Raw genomic sequence first — 18,506 nt, 5'->3', positions numbered from 1 at the left:
ACACAAACTATGCTTATCGACGTAATCAGCCGATACGAAAACTATTACCGATTAAAAGTTATAACCAAGACCGACACGATAACGGGTCTGACGATCGTCTGTCGTTGTTGTGTTATAACCCGAGGAAACGTTGCCAACCTCAACAAATGGAACCCAGGAGCCTAATTTGTACGCCACGCGGAAGTTATATTCATAATCATCTTTCCGGTTGTTATATAAATCTTCGCTATCGGCAATTTTATAAATACCATTTAGCTCAAACATCCAGTCATTGACGTTATAACCAAGCCAGGCTTCCGGACGATAGACCATGCGGTCATCTTTGCCGTCAGTGTTTCTGCGCATGTACTCCTGACGATAGCGGAACGCGGTCCACCAGTTGTCGTTGATGTTGTACTGTACGCGGATATAAGGCTTATAAATCGCGATATTATCGCCCGTTTCGATTGCAATGCCGGGCTGCCAGACAAGACCCTGCCAGGTGAACTGATAGCTTGCGGTATACTCGTTGCCGTTACTTTCCATATTATTCCACGCATCATTTGACTGCGTGTTTTCGGAACGAGAAATGGCTTCTACTGCCACACCAAAACCCGTGGCAAAACGGTGAGACATATACACACGATCGTAATTACGTCCATCGTCATAATATTCATGTCGGTAATCAACATAACCCGCCTGTGCGGCCGCAGAGAATAATGGAATCAGTAATAACGCAGATTTAAATTTCATGACAATCCCTCTTCACACTCAACAACGGAAATAATCCATCTCGTTTTGTCCATAAAATGGGAAAACAAAAAGGCTTTTAGATTAATTTTATATTTCCACGAAAGTGTATTTTAGAAAGAAAGCAGAAACCTTTGGTATTTTGCCAGGAGCTGGTAAAAGTGGCAAAAGACAGAAGATAAAAAGGACGCAGATCACCAGTTGCAATATTTTATCTAAAAAATAAAACACCGTTTTATTTATTTAATAAAATAGATTATTCAATACATCAATATATATTTCAGTTCTGAAGCGCAGAAACAAAAAAAGCGCCGTAAGGCGCTTTTTTCTGACAGCTGAAACTTACTTGCTGCCTGGGATGCTGAAACGCTTGTTGAAGCGATCAACACGGCCACCGGTAGCAACATCACGCTGCTTGCCAGTATAGAACGGGTGGCACTGACCGCACACGTCCAGGTTCAGATCGTGACCGACGGTAGAGCGGATTTTCATGACGTTACCGCAAGAGCAGTTTGCAGTAATTTCTTCGTATTTCGGGTGAATATCTTTTTTCATGGGAAAACCTCGGTTTAAGGCCGCGTCGCTCTTCCAGCCCTAACGCCAGACACCACGCGATGTTAATTATTCCCCGTCACCTTTCACGCTGCATCAACAGCCTGAAACTCTCGGGTAATGGTCATTGTTTGAAGCAATCAATTTGCATCAAAGGCGGCGAATCATACAGAAATTAACCTGCTCATGCAAACTGATCCGCATTCTACCCTCCACTAATGTGTATACTAACCCGCCAGATTTCAAGTCAGGATGATTCAATGCCCGTTGCGCACGTTGCCTTACCTGTTCCGCTACCTCGCACCTTTGACTACCTCCTGCCGGAAGGCTTGAGTGCCAAAGCCGGGTGTCGTGTACGCGTGCCCTTTGGCAAGCAGCAGGAGCGCGTGGGTATCGTCCTTTCCGTCAGCGAGCACAGTGAACTGCCGCGGAGCGAATTGAAAGCCGTTCTCGAAGTGCTGGACAGCGAACCGGTCTACTCGACCTCTGTCTGGCGTCTGCTGTTGTGGGCGGCTGATTATTATCATCATCCCATCGGTGACGTACTGTTTCACGCTCTGCCAATTTTACTGCGCCAGGGACGCCCGGCGACAAACGCGCCCATGTGGTACTGGTTTGCCACTGAAGAAGGCCAGGTAATTGACCTCAACAGCCTGAAGCGTTCTCCCAAGCAGCAACAGGCGCTGGCTGCGCTACGCCAGGGGAAAATCTGGCGCGACCAGGTGGCTGAACTGGAATTTAATGATGCCGCATTACAGGCACTGCGGAAAAAAGGGCTGTGCGATCTGGCGAACGAAACACCAGGCTTTAGCGACTGGCGTACGCACTACGCGGTTTCCGGTGAGCGTCTGCGGCTGAACACCGAGCAGGCCACCGCCGTCGGGGCGATTCACAGCGCCTCAGACAGTTTTAGCGCCTGGCTATTAGCGGGCGTAACGGGATCAGGCAAAACAGAGGTCTATCTTAGCGTTCTGGAAAACGTCCTTGCCCAGGGCAAGCAGGCTCTGGTGATGGTGCCGGAGATTGGCCTGACGCCGCAAACTATTGCCCGTTTTCGCGAACGTTTTAATGCGCCGGTCGAAGTCCTGCACTCCGGTTTAAACGACAGTGAACGTCTTTCAGCCTGGCTGAAAGCAAAAAATGGCGAGGCGGCGATTGTTATCGGCACGCGTTCTTCGCTGTTTACGCCGTTTAAAAATCTCGGCGTGATTGTCATCGACGAAGAACACGACAGCTCTTATAAACAGCAGGAAGGCTGGCGCTATCATGCGCGCGACCTCGCGGTTTACCGCGCCCATAGTGAGCAGATCCCGATTATTCTCGGCTCAGCCACTCCGGCACTGGAAACGCTGTGTAACGTGCGGCAGAACAAATACCGCATGCTGCGCCTGACGCGCCGCGCCGGAAATGCGCGCCCAGCCACTCAGCACGTGCTGGATCTCAAAGGTCAGCAGGTGCAGGCCGGACTCGCCCCTGCGCTAATCGCCCGTATGCGTCAGCACCTGCAGGCGGATAACCAGGTGATCCTGTTTTTGAACCGTCGTGGTTTTGCGCCTGCGCTGCTGTGCCACGACTGTGGTTGGATTGCCGAATGTCCGCGTTGCGATCATTACTACACGCTACATCAGGCGCAGCACCACCTGCGTTGCCACCACTGCGACAGCCAGCGCCCAATACCGCGTCAGTGCCCTTCCTGTGGTTCAACGCATATGGTTCCGGTAGGACTCGGCACCGAACAGCTTGAGCAGGCTCTGGCACCTTTTTTCCCCGGTGTGCCAATTTCACGTATAGACCGCGACACCACCAGCCGTAAAGGGTCGCTGGAGCAGCATCTGGCGGAAGTGCATCGCGGCGGCGCACGAATTCTTATAGGCACGCAAATGCTGGCCAAAGGCCACCACTTCCCGGACGTCACTCTGGTGGCGCTGCTGGACGTTGACGGCGCGCTATTCTCCGCAGATTTCCGGTCAGCAGAACGCTTCGCCCAGCTCTATACGCAGGTCTCTGGCCGTGCCGGACGCGCCGGGAAGCAAGGCGAAGTGGTGCTGCAAACGCACCATCCTGAACATCCGCTGCTGCAAACCTTGCTGTATAAAGGCTATGACGCGTTTGCCGAACAGGCGCTGGCCGAGCGACAAACGCTCCAGCTTCCACCGTGGACCAGCCATGTGATCGTGCGGGCAGAAGATCATAACAACCAGCATGCACCAATGTTCTTGCAGCAACTACGGAATCTCATTCAAGCCAGCCCGTTGGCTGATGACAAACTCTGGGTGCTCGGCCCGGTTCCCGCACTGGCGCCCAAACGCGGTGGTCGTTATCGTTGGCAAATATTGTTGCAACATCCATCACGAATTCGTCTGCAACATATCGTCAGCGGCACGCTGGCACTGATCAATACGCTACCCGATGCACGCAAGGTTAAATGGGTGCTGGATGTCGATCCCATCGAGGGATAACCCCTCACGATGCGAGGCGGATCGTAAAATTAAAGATCCATCACACTTTTTATGAAAATTCTGTAACCGCTTCCATTCACTATCTGATAAAAATGTTTCAGATGAAGGTTATCCAGGGACGAGTCTGTGCCAGCAGCTCTCTGGCGAGGAGAAAGAGTGAAACCGAATAAGCAGGTTGCCGCCGCTACGATGAAAGATGTTGCTCTGAAGGCGAAAGTCTCAACGGCAACCGTATCCCGCGCATTAATGAACCCGGACAAAGTCTCGCAGTCAACCCGTAACAAGGTTGAGCAGGCAGCGCTGGAAGTGGGATATCTACCCCAATCAATGGGACGTAACGTTAAGCGTAATGAGTCACGTACCATTCTGGTGATTGTGCCGGATATCTGCGATCCGTTTTTTAGCGAAGTGATTCGTGGCATCGAAGTGACTGCCGCAGAACAGGGATACCTGGTGCTTATTGGCGACTGCGCGCACCAGAACCAGCAGGAAAAGACGTTTCTTAACCTCATTATCACCAAGCAGATCGATGGCATGGTACTGCTCAGCTCGCGCCTGCCGTTTGATGCCAGCGTGGAAGAACAGCGCAATTTACCGCCGATGGTCATGTCGAACGAGTTCGCGCCAGAGCTGGAACTCCCTACCGTGCACATTGATAACCTCACCGCCGCCTTTAATGCGATGAATTATCTGCTGGAACTGGGGCATAAACGCATTGGCTGTATCGCCGGACCCGAAGATATGCCGCTGTGTCATTACCGCCTGCAAGGCTACGTTCAGGCATTACGTCGCAGCGGAATTACGGTCGATCCGCATTTCATCGCGCGCGGTGACTTTACCTATGAAGCGGGAGCCAATGCGTTGAAGCAGCTCCTTGAACTACCGCAGCCGCCGACCGCTGTCTTTTGTCACAGCGACGTCATGGCGCTGGGCGCACTCTCTTACGCCAAACGTCAGGGTCTGAAAGTCCCTGATGATTTATCCATTATTGGCTTTGATAACATTTCGCTCACGGAATTTTGTGATCCACCCCTGACAACCGTCGCACAGCCGCGTTTCGATATCGGACGTGAAGCTATGCTGTTACTGCTCGATCAATTACAAGGGCAGAGCGTCAGCAGTGGCTCACGTTTACTGGACTGCGAGCTTATTATTCGGGGTACTACCCGGGCACTGACGTAAAGTAAAGTGCTTTCGGACTCCCCTGTCTGGTCAAAGGCCCGCCGCTTAAGTAACATGGCGGGCTGACGAACGAATAAATACAGCGAAACGATAGTGGCACAACGAGATTATGTACGTCGCGGCCAACCGGCACCTTCGCGGCGCAAGAAGAGCACATCACGGAAAAAACAACGCAATACGCCTGCGGTATCGCCCGCAATGGTTGCTATTGCTGCAGCCGTACTCGTGACCTTTATCGGTGGTCTGTACTTCATTACGCATCACAAGAAAGAAGAGTCCGAAACGCTGCAAAACCAGAAAGTCACCGGTAATGGCATTCCGCCAAAACCGGAAGAGCGCTGGCGATACATCAAAGAGCTGGAAAGCCGTCAGCCTGGCGTACGTGCGCCTACCGAACCGTCTGCGGGCGGCGAGGTGCTGAATGCCGATCAGCTAACCAATGAGCAGCGCCAGCTATTGGCGCAAATGCAGGCTGATATGCGTCAACAGCCGACGCAGCTCAACGAAGTACCGTGGAACGAGCAAACGGCTGAACAGCGCCAGCAAACGCTGCAGCGTCAGCGTCAGGTGCAACAGCAGCAGTGGAACAATGCCCAGCAGCAGGCTCAGCAGCCGCGTCCACGGGCAACAGAACAGCCGTATCAGCAGCAGCAAACGCGTACAGCACAAGCCGCGCCGGTACAGCAGCCGAAACCGCAGCCAAAACCGGCGGCTCAACAGCCGTATCAGGATCTGCTGCAAACGCCAGCGCATACCACCGCTGCTCAGCCAAAACCGCAGCCGGCCGCGCCGATAACGAATGAAACGCAGCCGCCAAAACAGACTGCTGAGAAAAAAGATGAACGCCGCTGGATGGTTCAGTGCGGATCATTTAAAGGCGCTGAGCAGGCAGAAACTGTGCGTGCGCAGCTGGCCTTTGAAGGCTTTAACTCCCGTATTACCACCAATAACGGCTGGAATCGTGTGGTCATTGGTCCGGTCAAAGGCAAAGAGAATGCCGACAACACCATCAGCCGCCTGAAGGTTGCTGGTCACACAAACTGCATTCGACTCTCCACTGGGGGTTGAAACCCCCAAAATCCCCCCCATCTATACTTGCATTACGCCCCGTACACTGTGCGGGGCCTGTACATTGCATTTGTAACCAAGGGGTCTGCTCGTGACAACAATAGTAAGCGTACGCCGTAACGGCCATGTGGTAATCGCCGGTGATGGTCAGGCCACACTGGGTAACACCGTAATGAAAGGCAACGTGAAGAAAGTCCGCCGTCTGTACAACGATAAAGTCATCGCGGGCTTTGCGGGCGGTACTGCGGATGCATTCACGCTGTTTGAACTGTTTGAACGCAAGCTGGAAATGCACCAGGGTCACCTGGTGAAAGCTGCCGTTGAACTGGCAAAAGACTGGCGTACCGACCGTATGCTGCGCAAACTCGAAGCGCTGCTGGCCGTCGCAGATGAAACTGCATCGCTCATCATCACCGGTAACGGCGACGTCATCCAGCCAGAAAACGATCTGATTGCCATCGGCTCCGGCGGTCCCTACGCCCAGGCTGCTGCACGCGCTCTGCTTGAAAATACCGAGCTTGGCGCACGCGAGATTGCTGAGAAAGCGTTGGATATTGCAGGGGATATCTGCATTTATACCAACCACTTCCATACCATCGAAGAATTGAACTCCAAAGCGTAAGGATCCCCCATGTCTGAAATGACCCCACGCGAAATTGTCAGCGAACTGAACAAACACATCATCGGCCAGGATAACGCTAAGCGTTCCGTGGCGATCGCCCTGCGTAACCGCTGGCGTCGTATGCAGCTCAACGAAGAGTTGCGTCATGAAGTCACGCCGAAAAACATTCTGATGATTGGCCCGACCGGCGTCGGTAAAACCGAAATCGCCCGTCGTCTGGCAAAACTGGCCAACGCGCCATTCATCAAAGTTGAAGCAACAAAATTCACCGAAGTCGGCTATGTTGGTAAAGAAGTAGATTCCATCATCCGCGATCTGACCGATGCTGCCATCAAAATGGTCCGCGTGCAGGCAATCGAGAAAAACCGCTTCCGTGCCGAAGAGATGGCGGAAGAGCGCATTCTCGACGTGCTGATCCCACCAGCTAAAAATAACTGGGGGCAGTCAGAGCAGCCGCAGGAACCTTCTGCAGCGCGTCAGGCATTCCGTAAAAAACTGCGTGAAGGCCAGCTGGATGATAAAGAGATCGAAATCGATCTCGCGGCCGCACCGATGGGCGTTGAAATTATGGCGCCTCCAGGAATGGAAGAGATGACCAGCCAGCTGCAGTCCATGTTCCAGAACCTGGGCGGTCAGAAGCAAAAACCGCGTAAGCTGAAAATCAAAGACGCGATGAAGCTGCTGATTGAAGAAGAAGCGGCCAAACTGGTGAACCCGGAAGAGCTGAAACAAGAAGCTATCGACGCCGTTGAGCAGCACGGGATCGTGTTTATCGACGAAATCGACAAGATCTGTAAGCGCGGCGAATCCTCCGGCCCGGACGTGTCCCGTGAAGGCGTACAGCGCGACCTGCTGCCGCTGGTTGAAGGCTGCACGGTCTCCACCAAGCACGGCATGGTGAAAACAGATCACATTCTGTTTATCGCTTCTGGTGCATTCCAGGTAGCCAAACCGTCCGACCTGATCCCAGAACTGCAGGGTCGTCTGCCGATTCGTGTCGAGCTGCAGGCGCTGACCACCAGCGATTTTGAGCGTATCCTTACCGAACCGAATGCCTCCATCACCGTCCAGTACAAAGCGCTGATGGCGACTGAAGGTGTGGACATCAACTTCACTGAATCCGGTATTAAACGCATTGCCGAAGCGGCCTGGCAGGTTAACGAAACCACCGAAAACATCGGTGCACGTCGTCTGCATACCGTTCTGGAACGTCTGATGGAAGATATTTCCTATGATGCGAGCGATTTGAACGGCCAAAGCATCACAATTGATGCCGAATATGTGAGCAAACATCTGGATGCGCTGGTCGCAGATGAAGATCTGAGCCGTTTTATCCTATAATCGCGTTCAATGCATTTTCATCACTGTTGATGGGGCTGATAAAGCCCCATTTTTATTGGCGCTAAATATGACTGAACAACAACAAATTAGCCGCTCACAAGCCTGGCTGGAAAGTTTACGACCTAAGACCTTACCGCTCGCCTTCGCGGCGATCATCGTCGGTACGGCATTAGCATGGTGGCAAGGATACTTCGATCCGCTGGTTGCTCTGCTGGCATTGATTACGGCAGGACTGCTGCAAATTCTGTCCAATCTCGCTAACGACTATGGCGATGCCGTCAAAGGCAGCGACAAGCCCGACCGTATTGGACCGCTGCGCGGTATGCAAAAAGGGGTCATCACCCAACAGCAGATGAAGCGCGCGCTGATCGTCACCGTGGTGCTGATCTGTCTGTCCGGGCTGGCCCTGGTTGCTGTAGCCTGTCACACGCTGGCAGACTTTGTCGGTTTCCTGGTGCTCGGCGGCCTGTCGATTATCGCCGCGATCACCTACACCGTGGGTAATCGCCCTTACGGATATATCGGCCTGGGCGATATTTCTGTGCTGGTATTCTTCGGCTGGCTCAGCGTAATGGGAAGTTGGTATCTGCAGGCGCATACATTGATTCCAGCGCTGATTCTGCCTGCCACCGCCTGCGGCCTGCTGGCAACCGCCGTGCTCAACGTCAACAACCTGCGCGATATCAACAGCGACAGAGAGAATGGCAAGAACACGCTGGTCGTGCGTTTAGGCGCTGTCAATGCCCGCCGCTACCACGCCTGTCTGCTGATGGGCACGCTGGTCTGTCTGGCACTGTTCAACCTGTTCTCACTGCAAAGCCTGTGGGGATGGCTGTTTATCCTCGCCGCTCCGCTGCTGATCAAACAGGCTCGCTATGTAATGCGCGAGATGGACCCGGCAGCAATGCGTCCGATGCTGGAACGCACCGTAAAAGCGGCATTGTTAACTAACCTGCTGTTTGTCGTTGGAATTTTCTTAAGTCAGTGGTCTCTTTAACTGACAAATATCAATTAACAATTGATGATTTTGCCAACAGTACACATAGCGCGATATACTAAAAATTCTCGCAGCAACTGAACGTTAAGCCTATGAAATACGATACATCCGAGCTTTGTGACATCTATCAGGAAGATGTCAACGTCGTGGAACCGCTGTTCTCTAACTTTGGAGGACGGTCGTCGTTTGGCGGACAAATCATCACGGTAAAATGTTTCGAGGACAACGGGTTGCTGTACGATCTGCTCGAACAAAACGGCCGTGGTCGCATTCTGCTGGTCGATGGCGGCGGTTCTGTTCGTCGTGCGCTGGTCGATGCCGAACTGGCGCGGCTGGCCGTACAGAATGAATGGGAAGGTCTGGTCATCTACGGCTCAGTACGCCAGGTAGACGATCTGGAAGAACTGGATATCGGCATTCAGGCGATTGCCGCTATTCCGGTAGGTGCCTCAGGTGAAGGCATTGGAGAAAGCGATGTACGCGTCAACTTCGGTGGCGTAACGTTCTTCTCCGGCGACCACCTGTACGCCGATAACACCGGGATAATCCTCTCCGAAGACCCGCTCGATATCGAGTAAGCGAAAAAGGCACCGGAAGGTGCCTTTTTTATGCGTGCCGCTGATTGCCGGATGGCGGCTTACGCCTTATCCGGCCTACAATCAGGGGCGGTTACGCGAAAGATTTCGTGTTGTAGCAAGGCGGCAAACGAAGGTATCCCCAGGAGCGTAGTAAACTACGTGACTGGGGTAACTGAGCGCGGCCAACGCAGCTACGGCGCGAAAGATAAAGCGTAATTAGACTTCTTCCATACGACCCAGCAGGGCATGCAGACGATCCTGCCAGCCGCTCTGCTGTTCTTTCAGGCTATTGTTCTCACGCTCCAGTTCTTCACGCTGCTGCTGTGCAGTCTGAACTTCCTGCGACAGTGAGTTGTTCTTTTCTTTCAGCTCTTCGATTTCCATCTGCAACAGCGTGATGGTATCAATCGCCTGCTGTACTTTTGCTTCCAGTTTCTCAAACACTTCTAATGACATCGTCATACCTCTCCTGAATTGCAAGGCGTTGATGGATAAAAATCCTCGTCCCGATAACCGGCGACGCCTTAATAAAAACGAGCGCACTCTACTTAACACCGATTGTATGAAGCCGCGTCATCCCTGTCCAGCGGCATCCCGCGCAGATTGCGGTTTGCAACACTTTTAGTCTTTCTCCTGGTGACATTACTGTCATAACTCTTAAGTGTTAACAGGTTGATCAGTGAAATGATTCAGCTCACACTATTTTTGTATAACAAATACCTCACAATGGCGCGAAAACGCTCATTTTGTTGATGCAGTACACACATTTTAATTTCGATATTTCTCGTTTTTGCGCGTTAACGATAAATTAACAGTGTGCCTACCGGCTCCGGGGATGTCAGTGACCTTCTCGCACACAATAAACATTAAACTCTCTTCAGGATCCGATTATGAGTCAAACATCAACCTTAAAAGGCCAGTGCATTGCTGAATTCCTCGGTACCGGGTTGTTGATTTTCTTCGGTGTGGGCTGTGTCGCTGCACTTAAAGTGGCTGGGGCTACTTTCGGTCAGTGGGAAATCAGTGTCATCTGGGGTCTGGGGGTAGCGATGGCTATCTATCTGACCGCAGGCGTTTCTGGTGCACACCTAAATCCCGCGGTAACCATCGCACTCTGGCTGTTCGCCTGTTTTGATAAACGCAAAGTTGTTCCTTTTATTATTTCTCAAATTGCCGGCGCCTTTTGCGCAGCGGCACTGGTTTACGGGCTTTATTACAATCTTTTCCTCGATTTCGAACAAACTAACCATATCGTACGCGGCAGTACCGAGAGCCTGGGTCTGGCAGGTACTTTCTCCACCTATCCGAACCCGCATATCAATTTTGTGCAGGCCTTCGCGGTTGAAATGGTCATTACCGCTATTCTAATGGGGCTGATTCTGGCTCTGACCGACGATGGTAACGGTGTACCTCGTGGTCCGCTGGCACCACTGCTGATCGGCTTGTTGATTGCCGTTATTGGTGCTTCCATGGGTCCGCTGACAGGTTTTGCGATGAACCCGGCACGTGACTTCGGACCGAAACTCTTCGCCTGGATGGCCGGATGGGGTGAGATTGCCTTCACGGGTGGTCGCGATATCCCTTACTTCCTGGTTCCGGTGTTTGGCCCGATTACCGGCGCGATTTTGGGCGCATGGGCATATCGCAAACTGATTGGTCGTCATTTACCGTGCGATGTCTGCGCGATTGAAGAAAAAGACGTTGCGGCCAACACTCAACAAAAAGCTTCGCAGTAATGTGACTACGGGACAAAAAATTATGACTGAAAAAAAATATATCGTTGCGCTCGACCAGGGCACCACCAGCTCCCGCGCGGTCGTAATGGACCACGATGCGAATATCGTTGCCGTTTCACAGCGCGAATTCGAACAAATTTACCCGAAAGCAGGTTGGGTAGAACATGACCCGATGGAAATTTGGGCGACCCAAAGCTCCACGCTGGTAGAAGTTCTGGCGAAAGCCGATATCAGTTCCGATGAAATTGCAGCGATCGGTATTACCAACCAGCGTGAAACCACCATTGTCTGGGAACGCGAAACCGGTAAACCTATCTATAACGCGATTGTGTGGCAGTGTCGTCGTACCGCGGATATCTGCGAAAAGCTCAAGCGCGACGGTATGGAAGAGTACATCCGTAATAATACAGGTTTGGTCATTGACCCGTACTTCTCCGGCACCAAAGTGAAGTGGATCCTCGACCACGTAGAAGGCTCGCGTGAGCGCGCTCGTCGCGGCGAACTGCTGTTCGGTACCGTAGATACCTGGCTTATCTGGAAAATGACGCAGGGACGTGTACACGTCACGGATTACACCAACGCCTCACGTACCATGCTGTTCAACATCCACTCCCTGGACTGGGATGACACGATGCTGGATGCGCTGGATATTCCGCGTGCAATGCTGCCTGAAGTTCGTCGCTCTTCTGAAGTGTACGGCCAGACCAACATCGGTGGTAAAGGCGGTATTCGTATTCCTATCTCCGGTATCGCCGGTGACCAGCAGGCAGCGCTGTTTGGCCAGCTGTGCGTGAAGGAAGGGATGGCGAAAAACACTTACGGTACCGGCTGCTTCATGCTGATGAACACCGGCGAGAAAGCCGTTAAGTCCGAAAACGGACTGCTGACCACCATCGCCTGCGGACCGACCGGGGAAGTGAACTACGCGCTGGAAGGTGCGGTATTTATGGCTGGCGCATCTATCCAGTGGCTACGTGATGAAATGAAACTCATCAGCGATGCGTTCGACTCCGAATATTTCGCCACCAAAGTGAAAGACACCAACGGCGTGTACGTCGTTCCGGCATTTACTGGCCTGGGCGCACCGTACTGGGACCCGTATGCTCGCGGCGCCATCTTTGGTCTGACCCGTGGGGTAAACTCCAACCACATCATCCGCGCCACGCTTGAATCTATTGCATACCAGACCCGTGATGTTCTGGAAGCAATGCAGGCTGACTCCGGTATTCGCTTGCACGCCCTGCGCGTCGATGGCGGTGCGGTCGCCAACAACTTCCTGATGCAGTTCCAGTCCGACATTCTCGGCACGCGCGTTGAGCGCCCGGAAGTCCGCGAAGTCACCGCATTGGGTGCGGCATACCTGGCTGGTCTGGCAGTAGGCTTCTGGCAGAATCTGGATGAGCTGCAGGAAAAAGCGGTCATCGAGCGTGAATTCCGCCCAGGCATCGAAACCACCGAACGTAACTTCCGTTACAGCGGCTGGAAAAAAGCGGTCAAACGCGCCATGGCGTGGGAAGATCACGACGAGTAATACGTCATAGCCGGATGGCAACTGTGCCTTATCCGGCAATATCTTCGTGCGGGGGCAACCCCGCACACACATCAATAATCTCGCCCCCTCCCCTGTGCTACACTTCGCGCCATTCCTTTTAGCTACGAGTTTGCAATGAGACGAGAACTTGCCATTGAATTTTCACGCGTGACCGAAGCGGCCGCGCTGGCTGGCTATAAATGGCTGGGCCGCGGCGACAAAAATACCGCTGACAGCGCGGCGGTAAACGCCATGCGTATTATGCTCAACCAGGTCAATATCGACGGCACCATCGTGATTGGCGAGGGTGAGATCGATGAAGCACCGATGCTGTTTATCGGTGAGAAAGTCGGGACCGGTCTTGGTGATGCGGTCGACATCGCCGTCGATCCTATCGAAGGCACACGCATGACGGCAATGGGTCAGGCAAACGCGCTGGCCGTACTGGCTGTTGGCGATAAAGGTTGCTTCCTGAACGCGCCAGACATGTACATGGAAAAGCTGATTGTCGGCCCAGGCGCAAAAGGGTCTATCGACCTGAACCTGCCGCTGGAAGCCAACCTGCATAACGTTGCCGCTGCACTCAATAAGCCGCTGAGCGAACTGACCGTCACCATTCTGGCCAAGCCACGCCATGATGAAACGATCGCCGAAATGCAAAAACTGGGCGTGCGTGTCTTTGCTATTCCAGACGGTGACGTTGCGGCCTCCATTCTGACCTGCATGCCAGACAGTGAAGTTGACGTGCTGTACGGCATTGGCGGCGCACCGGAAGGTGTCGTTTCTGCCGCCGTTATCCGCGCGCTGGACGGCGACATGCAAGGCCGTTTGCTGGCGCGTCATGACGTCAAAGGCGACAGCGAAGAGAACCGTCGCATTGGCGAACAGGAACTCGCTCGTTGCGCCGCCATGGGTATTGAAGCGGGCAAAGCGCTGCGTCTCGATGAAATGGCGCGTAGCGACAACGTCATTTTCTCTGCCACCGGCATCACCAAAGGCGATTTGCTGGAAGGGATTAGCCGCAAAGGTAATATCGCGACCACCGAAACGCTGCTGATCCGCGGCAAATCACGTACAATCCGTCGCATTCAGTCGATTCACTACCTCGATCGTAAAGATCCCGATGTGCAGGCGCACATCCTGTAATTGATTTGATCAATAGAGCCTTCCAGCCCATATGGGCTGGAAATCTTTCGTCCAACGAACGAAGATAAGGCAATCAAAGCAGACAGGAGAAAACCATGGCAGATTGGGTAACAGGCAAAGTCACGAAGGTACAGAACTGGACCGATGCCCTGTTTAGTTTGACCGTGCGAGCTCCGGTTCTTCCTTTCACTGCAGGTCAATTCACCAAGCTTGGCCTTGAGATCGAGGGCGAGCGCGTCCAGCGTGCTTATTCTTACGTCAATGCCCCTGATAACCCCGATTTAGAGTTTTATCTGGTGACGGTTCCCGACGGCAAACTCAGTCCTCGTCTGGCAGCACTGAAGCCTGGCGATGAAGTCCAGGTGGTGAGTGAAGCTGCTGGTTTCTTCGTGCTGGATGAAGTCCCCGATTGCGACACGCTGTGGATGCTGGCAACCGGCACGGCTATCGGCCCATATTTGTCGATTCTGCAATTAGGCAAAGACCTGGATCGCTTCAAAAATCTGGTGCTGGTCCACGCCGCGCGCTATGCCGCCGATTTGAGCTATCTACCGTTGATGCAGGCCCTGGAAAAGCGCTACGAAGGTAAATTACGCATCCAGACGGTGGTCAGTCGTGAAACCGTGGCAGATTCGCTGACCGGGCGTGTACCGGCACTAATTGAAAGCGGTGAACTGGAAAAAGCGGTCGGGCTGCCAATGGATAAAGAAACCTGTCATGTGATGCTGTGCGGAAACCCGCAGATGGTGCGCGATACCCAGCAGTTGCTGAAGGACACCCGGCAGATGACCAAACACCTGCGCCGCCGACCGGGCCATATGACCGCAGAGCACTACTGGTAAGAACGTTTCAATGCCCGGTAAACACCCGGGCATTTTGCCGGATGGCGCTTACACTTATCCGGCCTACGAGTCAGCTCTGTACTTTACGTCCTGCGTATCCTTACCATATTTATTTGCGTCCTGGGTGCCAATGAACGCCCCCAGATCGATAAGCATACCGACCAGAATCAACGTTGGAACAAAGCGGCCTACCGCCCATTGCCAGACGCCGGGTAACATCGCCCAATTTCCGGCCAGCAGCATCCACGCCAGAATCATCAACAGCGCCCACGCTCCGGAACGCCCCCGGTCATGCAGACGTTTTACCGTCACTGCCGCCGTTGGCCATAGCAGACACACCAGACAAAAAGCCGCGGTCTGAATATCGAGTAATTGTTTGCTCGCCAGCGAAAACAAAACCAGCATGCCGACGATCCATAGGCCAATCCAAATCCAGAAATCACGGCGCCCGATGCGCCCTTTAAATGAGAATAACCACTGCTGTATGGTCATGTAAGTTCCTTTATTATTACCTTCCAGAACAGTTTACCCTTTTGACAAGCTCGACGGTTACCGTTTTAATCGTGAGCAGTGAGAATGAAAGGTACGATTGATGAAGCACGGATTTACACTGTTTTTATTATTGTTTTCAGCCTTAACCGCGAGCACTGCGGCATTGGCGGAAGCGCCATCGACGGCAACCACAGCCCCCTATTTACTGGCGGGCGCGCCGACCTTTGACCTGTCGATTAGCCAGTTTCGCGAAAACTTTAATACACAGAATCCGAAGCTGATCCTGAATGAGTTCCGCGCCATCGACAGCAGTCGCGATCGGGCAAATCTCACCCGCGCGGCCAGTAAAATCAATGAAAACCTGTATGCGTCTTCCGCCCTTGAGCGCGGCACCCTGAAAATCAAAAGCATGCAGATAACCTGGTTACCAATTCAGGGACCAGAGCAAAAGGCAGCTAAAGCGAAAGCGCTGGAATACATGACTGCCGTCATCCGCACCGTCGCACCGCTACTGACGAAGGAACAGAGCCAGAAAAAACTGCAAAAACTGCTCGCCGCAGGCAAAGGTAAGCACTATTACGCCGAAACAGAAGGCGCAATTCGCTATGTCGTGGCAGATAACGGTGAAAAGGGGCTGACCTTCGCTGTTGAACCGATTAAGCTGGCTCTATCTGAAAACCTCGAAGGGTCGAATTCCCCCTAAATTATTCACGTTTCAGGAAGGCGGCGACGCAACGAATCCCCAGGAGCTTACATCAGTAAGTGACTGGGGGGAGAGAGTACAGCCAACGCACCTGCAACGTGGAGAATGACGGGGAAATGACAAAAAGCAAAGCCTTTCGGGGGATGAATCTCTATACTGTTTCACAGACCATGCTGCCCTGACGGGCGGCCATATTCCTTAATTCGCTGACAAGCGTGGAGAAATGAAATGCGACATCCTTTAGTGATGGGTAACTGGAAACTGAACGGCAGCCGCCACATGGTAAACGAACTGGTTGCTAATCTGCGTAAAGAACTGGCTGGCGTTGCTGGCTGTGCAGTAGCGATTGCTCCGCCGGAAATGTATATCGACCTGGCGAAACACGCCGCTGCCGGTAGCCACATCATTCTGGGCGCGCAGAACGTTGACCTGAACCTGTCTGGCGCATTCACTGGTGAAACAAGTGCTGAAATGCTGAAAGACATCGGCGCGCAGTACATCATTATCGGTCACTCTGAGCGTCGTACTTACCACAAAGAATCTGACGAGCTGATCGCTAAAAAATTCGCCGTACTGAAAGAGCAGGGTCTGACTCCAGTTCTGTGCATCGGTGAAACCGAAGCAGAAAACGAAGCGGGCAAAACTGAAGAAGTTTGTGCACGTCAGATCGACGCGGTTCTGAAAACTCAGGGCGCGGCAGCATTCGAAGGCGTCGTTATCGCTTACGAACCAGTATGGGCTATCGGTACCGGTAAATCTGCAACTCCTGCTCAGGCTCAGGCTGTTCACAAATTTATTCGTGACCACATTGCTAAAGCTGACGCGAAAATCGCTGAGCAAGTAATCATCCAGTACGGCGGTTCTGTAAACGCAGCTAACGCGGCAGAACTGTTTGCTCAGCCGGACATCGACGGTGCGCTGGTAGGTGGTGCTTCTCTGAAAGCAGACGCCTTCGCCGTCATCGTTAAAGCAGCAGAAGCCGCTAAACAGGCTTAAGTTGTTAAGGCGGGAGGAGCACTCCTCCCGCTGTATTAACTACCAGTATCCCAACCAGTGCCACCAGAAGGCGCCGGTCACACCCCAAATGGTCAGGTTGACCACACTCATCACCAGCCCCGTTTTCCACCACTCTGCCAGCGTGACATAGCCCGAACCAAAGATGATCGGCGCAGTACCCGTGCCATAGTGCGTGAGCGACATCATCAGGGAGGAGGAGAAACCGAGCATTAAACCAAGCAATGCTGGCGGCGCGCCGAGGCCTAATCCTGCGGCGAAAAACGCAGCGAACATAGCCGTAATATGCGCAGTAGTGCTGGCGAAAAAGTAGTGCGAGTAGACATAAAGCAGAATCAACAGCAGCGTTGCAACACTCCAGTGCACGCCAAGATGGTCGATTGCGCTACCAACGCTGGTTGCCAGCCATCCCACCAACCCCAGTTTGCTGAGAAAATCCGCCATCATCACCAACGCGGCAAACCAAACTATCGTATCCCATGCCCCGCGGCATTTAAGAATGTCATCCCAGCTCAATACGCCCGCCATCAATAGAATCGACAAACCAATTAACGCGGCGCTAGTGGGGTTTACGCTCCAGGCACTGCCCATCAGCATCGCTGGAACACCCGCCCACAGGCAGAGCAGCAAAATGAACACTGCCAGGGTGATTTTTTCTGCCAGTGATAGTGGACCCAGCGCATCCAGTTTTTGCCGCGCGAACTGCGGCGCATTTGGCGTGCGCGTGATAGCTGGCGGATAGAGCCACCAGATTACAATCGGCATGACAACCAGTGATACCAGAGCAGGAAGAAGCGCCGCAATAGCCCACATTCCCCAGGTCATGTTCAGCACTCCATCCGTCCCCTTCGTCAAAAAGCTGACGATTAACGGGTTAGGTGCGGTCGCGGTGATGAACATTGCCGAGCTGATCGGGTTAATGTTGTAGTTCACCAGCGCGAGATAACGGCCCGTTGAGCCATTCTCGGCATGGCCGGGCTGCGAGCCGAGGCTTTCCGCAATCGCCCGCATTACCGGGTGGATAATGCCGCCGCCACGTGCGGTATTGCTTGGCGTTACGGGTGCAATTAGCGTTTCCGCAAGGGTTAATGCCCACGCAATACCCAGCGTTCTTTTACCAAATAGCGCAATAAACCCGTAGCCAATACGCGCTCCCAGGCCAGTCTTTAACAGACTTTGCGACAGCATAATGGATAAACCAATCAGCCAGATTAACTGGTTAGAAAAGCCACTCAACGCATCGTTCAACGCCGCGGAGGGTTTGCCGGGGTTAGTAACGCCAGTCATCGCCACCAGCATAATCGCCACAATCGCAATTGCGCCAATGGGCATAGCTTTACCGATAATTGCGGCGATCGTACCAATAAACAGTGCCAGCAGGTGCCACGCTTGCGGGGTTACGTCAGGAGGACACGGGATAACAAACCAGATGGTCAGCGTAATCACGAGCGAGATGATGGCAGGCCAACAGCGGATGGGGGTCAAACTGTCCATGAATCAATCCTTGAATTTCC

General features: G+C 53.1%; 18 protein-coding genes. 13 read left to right on the top strand and 5 right to left on the bottom strand.

Features of this window, described 5'->3' with window-relative positions:
- Positions 1–51 precede the first annotated feature (51 nt).
- Both OGX83_RS00465 and rpmE read right to left on the bottom strand, forming a co-directional pair.
- Positions 52–732: an oligogalacturonate-specific porin KdgM family protein gene (locus tag OGX83_RS00465; RefSeq protein ID WP_003825173.1), complete on the bottom strand. Its 681-nt coding sequence runs from the start codon at positions 730–732 to the stop codon at positions 52–54.
- Between the two features lie 339 nt (positions 733–1,071).
- A complete protein-coding gene (gene rpmE, locus OGX83_RS00460; protein WP_008787040.1) occupies positions 1,072–1,284 on the bottom strand; it encodes a 50S ribosomal protein L31 in 213 nt (70 codons plus the stop codon).
- 257 nt (positions 1,285–1,541) lie between these two features.
- Here rpmE and priA point away from each other — a divergent pair, with 257 nt between their 5' ends.
- The 7 genes from priA (at position 1,542) to rraA (ending at position 9,528) form a co-directional block, all read left to right on the top strand.
- The gene (priA, locus tag OGX83_RS00455) at positions 1,542–3,740 is read left to right on the top strand and encodes a primosomal protein N' (protein WP_103285924.1); all 2,199 of its coding nucleotides are present in this window, start codon (positions 1,542–1,544) and stop codon (positions 3,738–3,740) included.
- A gap of 156 nt (positions 3,741–3,896) precedes the next feature.
- A complete protein-coding gene (gene cytR, locus OGX83_RS00450) occupies positions 3,897–4,922 on the top strand; it encodes a DNA-binding transcriptional regulator CytR (protein ID WP_003825179.1) in 1,026 nt (341 codons plus the stop codon).
- A gap of 93 nt (positions 4,923–5,015) precedes the next feature.
- A complete protein-coding gene (ftsN, locus tag OGX83_RS00445; RefSeq protein WP_286587214.1) occupies positions 5,016–5,990 on the top strand; it encodes a cell division protein FtsN in 975 nt (324 codons plus the stop codon).
- 91 nt (positions 5,991–6,081) lie between these two features.
- Positions 6,082–6,612: an ATP-dependent protease subunit HslV gene (gene hslV / locus OGX83_RS00440; RefSeq protein WP_003028805.1), complete on the top strand. Its 531-nt coding sequence runs from the start codon at positions 6,082–6,084 to the stop codon at positions 6,610–6,612.
- Between the two features lie 9 nt (positions 6,613–6,621).
- Positions 6,622–7,953, top strand: a complete 1,332-nt coding sequence (hslU, locus tag OGX83_RS00435) for an ATP-dependent protease ATPase subunit HslU (RefSeq protein ID WP_003028803.1) — start codon at positions 6,622–6,624, stop codon at positions 7,951–7,953.
- A 67-nt stretch (positions 7,954–8,020) separates the two neighbouring features.
- Positions 8,021–8,950, top strand: coding sequence for a 1,4-dihydroxy-2-naphthoate polyprenyltransferase (menA, locus tag OGX83_RS00430; protein ID WP_003825185.1), 930 nt, complete (start codon positions 8,021–8,023; stop codon positions 8,948–8,950).
- A gap of 92 nt (positions 8,951–9,042) precedes the next feature.
- Positions 9,043–9,528 carry a ribonuclease E activity regulator RraA gene (rraA, locus tag OGX83_RS00425; RefSeq protein WP_008787034.1) on the top strand — a complete coding sequence of 162 codons (486 nt, stop codon included), beginning with the start codon at positions 9,043–9,045 and terminating at the stop codon, positions 9,526–9,528.
- Between the two features lie 216 nt (positions 9,529–9,744).
- On the opposite strand, the gene zapB is transcribed toward rraA, so the two are convergent.
- Positions 9,745–9,990, bottom strand: coding sequence for a septal ring assembly protein ZapB (gene zapB, locus OGX83_RS00420; RefSeq protein WP_095533156.1), 246 nt, complete (start codon positions 9,988–9,990; stop codon positions 9,745–9,747).
- A gap of 428 nt (positions 9,991–10,418) precedes the next feature.
- Here zapB and OGX83_RS00415 point away from each other — a divergent pair, with 428 nt between their 5' ends.
- The 4 genes from OGX83_RS00415 (at position 10,419) to fpr (ending at position 14,783) form a co-directional block, all read left to right on the top strand.
- Positions 10,419–11,264 (top strand): MIP/aquaporin family protein, encoded by an 846-nt coding sequence (locus OGX83_RS00415; protein WP_008787032.1) that lies wholly within the window; start codon positions 10,419–10,421, stop codon positions 11,262–11,264.
- A gap of 22 nt (positions 11,265–11,286) precedes the next feature.
- On the top strand, positions 11,287–12,795 hold the full coding sequence (gene glpK, locus OGX83_RS00410) for a glycerol kinase GlpK (RefSeq protein WP_003028792.1): 1,509 nt from the start codon (positions 11,287–11,289) through the stop codon (positions 12,793–12,795).
- Between the two features lie 135 nt (positions 12,796–12,930).
- A complete protein-coding gene (glpX, locus tag OGX83_RS00405) occupies positions 12,931–13,941 on the top strand; it encodes a class II fructose-bisphosphatase (RefSeq protein WP_286587213.1) in 1,011 nt (336 codons plus the stop codon).
- A gap of 95 nt (positions 13,942–14,036) precedes the next feature.
- The gene (fpr, locus tag OGX83_RS00400) at positions 14,037–14,783 is read left to right on the top strand and encodes a ferredoxin--NADP(+) reductase (protein WP_048215185.1); all 747 of its coding nucleotides are present in this window, start codon (positions 14,037–14,039) and stop codon (positions 14,781–14,783) included.
- A gap of 63 nt (positions 14,784–14,846) precedes the next feature.
- On the opposite strand, the gene OGX83_RS00395 is transcribed toward fpr, so the two are convergent.
- A complete protein-coding gene (locus OGX83_RS00395; RefSeq protein WP_008787028.1) occupies positions 14,847–15,275 on the bottom strand; it encodes a DUF805 domain-containing protein in 429 nt (142 codons plus the stop codon).
- A 100-nt stretch (positions 15,276–15,375) separates the two neighbouring features.
- Between OGX83_RS00395 and OGX83_RS00390 the strand changes: the two genes are divergently transcribed.
- Positions 15,376–15,978 (top strand): YiiQ family protein, encoded by a 603-nt coding sequence (locus OGX83_RS00390; protein WP_048237080.1) that lies wholly within the window; start codon positions 15,376–15,378, stop codon positions 15,976–15,978.
- Between the two features lie 228 nt (positions 15,979–16,206).
- Positions 16,207–16,974: a triose-phosphate isomerase gene (gene tpiA, locus OGX83_RS00385; RefSeq protein WP_003028783.1), complete on the top strand. Its 768-nt coding sequence runs from the start codon at positions 16,207–16,209 to the stop codon at positions 16,972–16,974.
- Positions 16,975–17,013: 39 nt separating this feature from the next.
- On the opposite strand, the gene OGX83_RS00380 is transcribed toward tpiA, so the two are convergent.
- Positions 17,014–18,486, bottom strand: a complete 1,473-nt coding sequence (locus tag OGX83_RS00380; RefSeq protein ID WP_003825206.1) for a DASS family sodium-coupled anion symporter — start codon at positions 18,484–18,486, stop codon at positions 17,014–17,016.
- Between the last annotated feature and the right edge of the window lie 20 nt (positions 18,487–18,506).

This window comes from Citrobacter sp. Cpo074 (assembly GCF_030332745.1).
Lineage (GTDB): Bacteria > Pseudomonadota > Gammaproteobacteria > Enterobacterales > Enterobacteriaceae > Citrobacter > Citrobacter portucalensis.
Note: the sequence above shows the minus strand (reverse complement) of the source record. Positions and strands in the feature narration are given on the sequence as shown.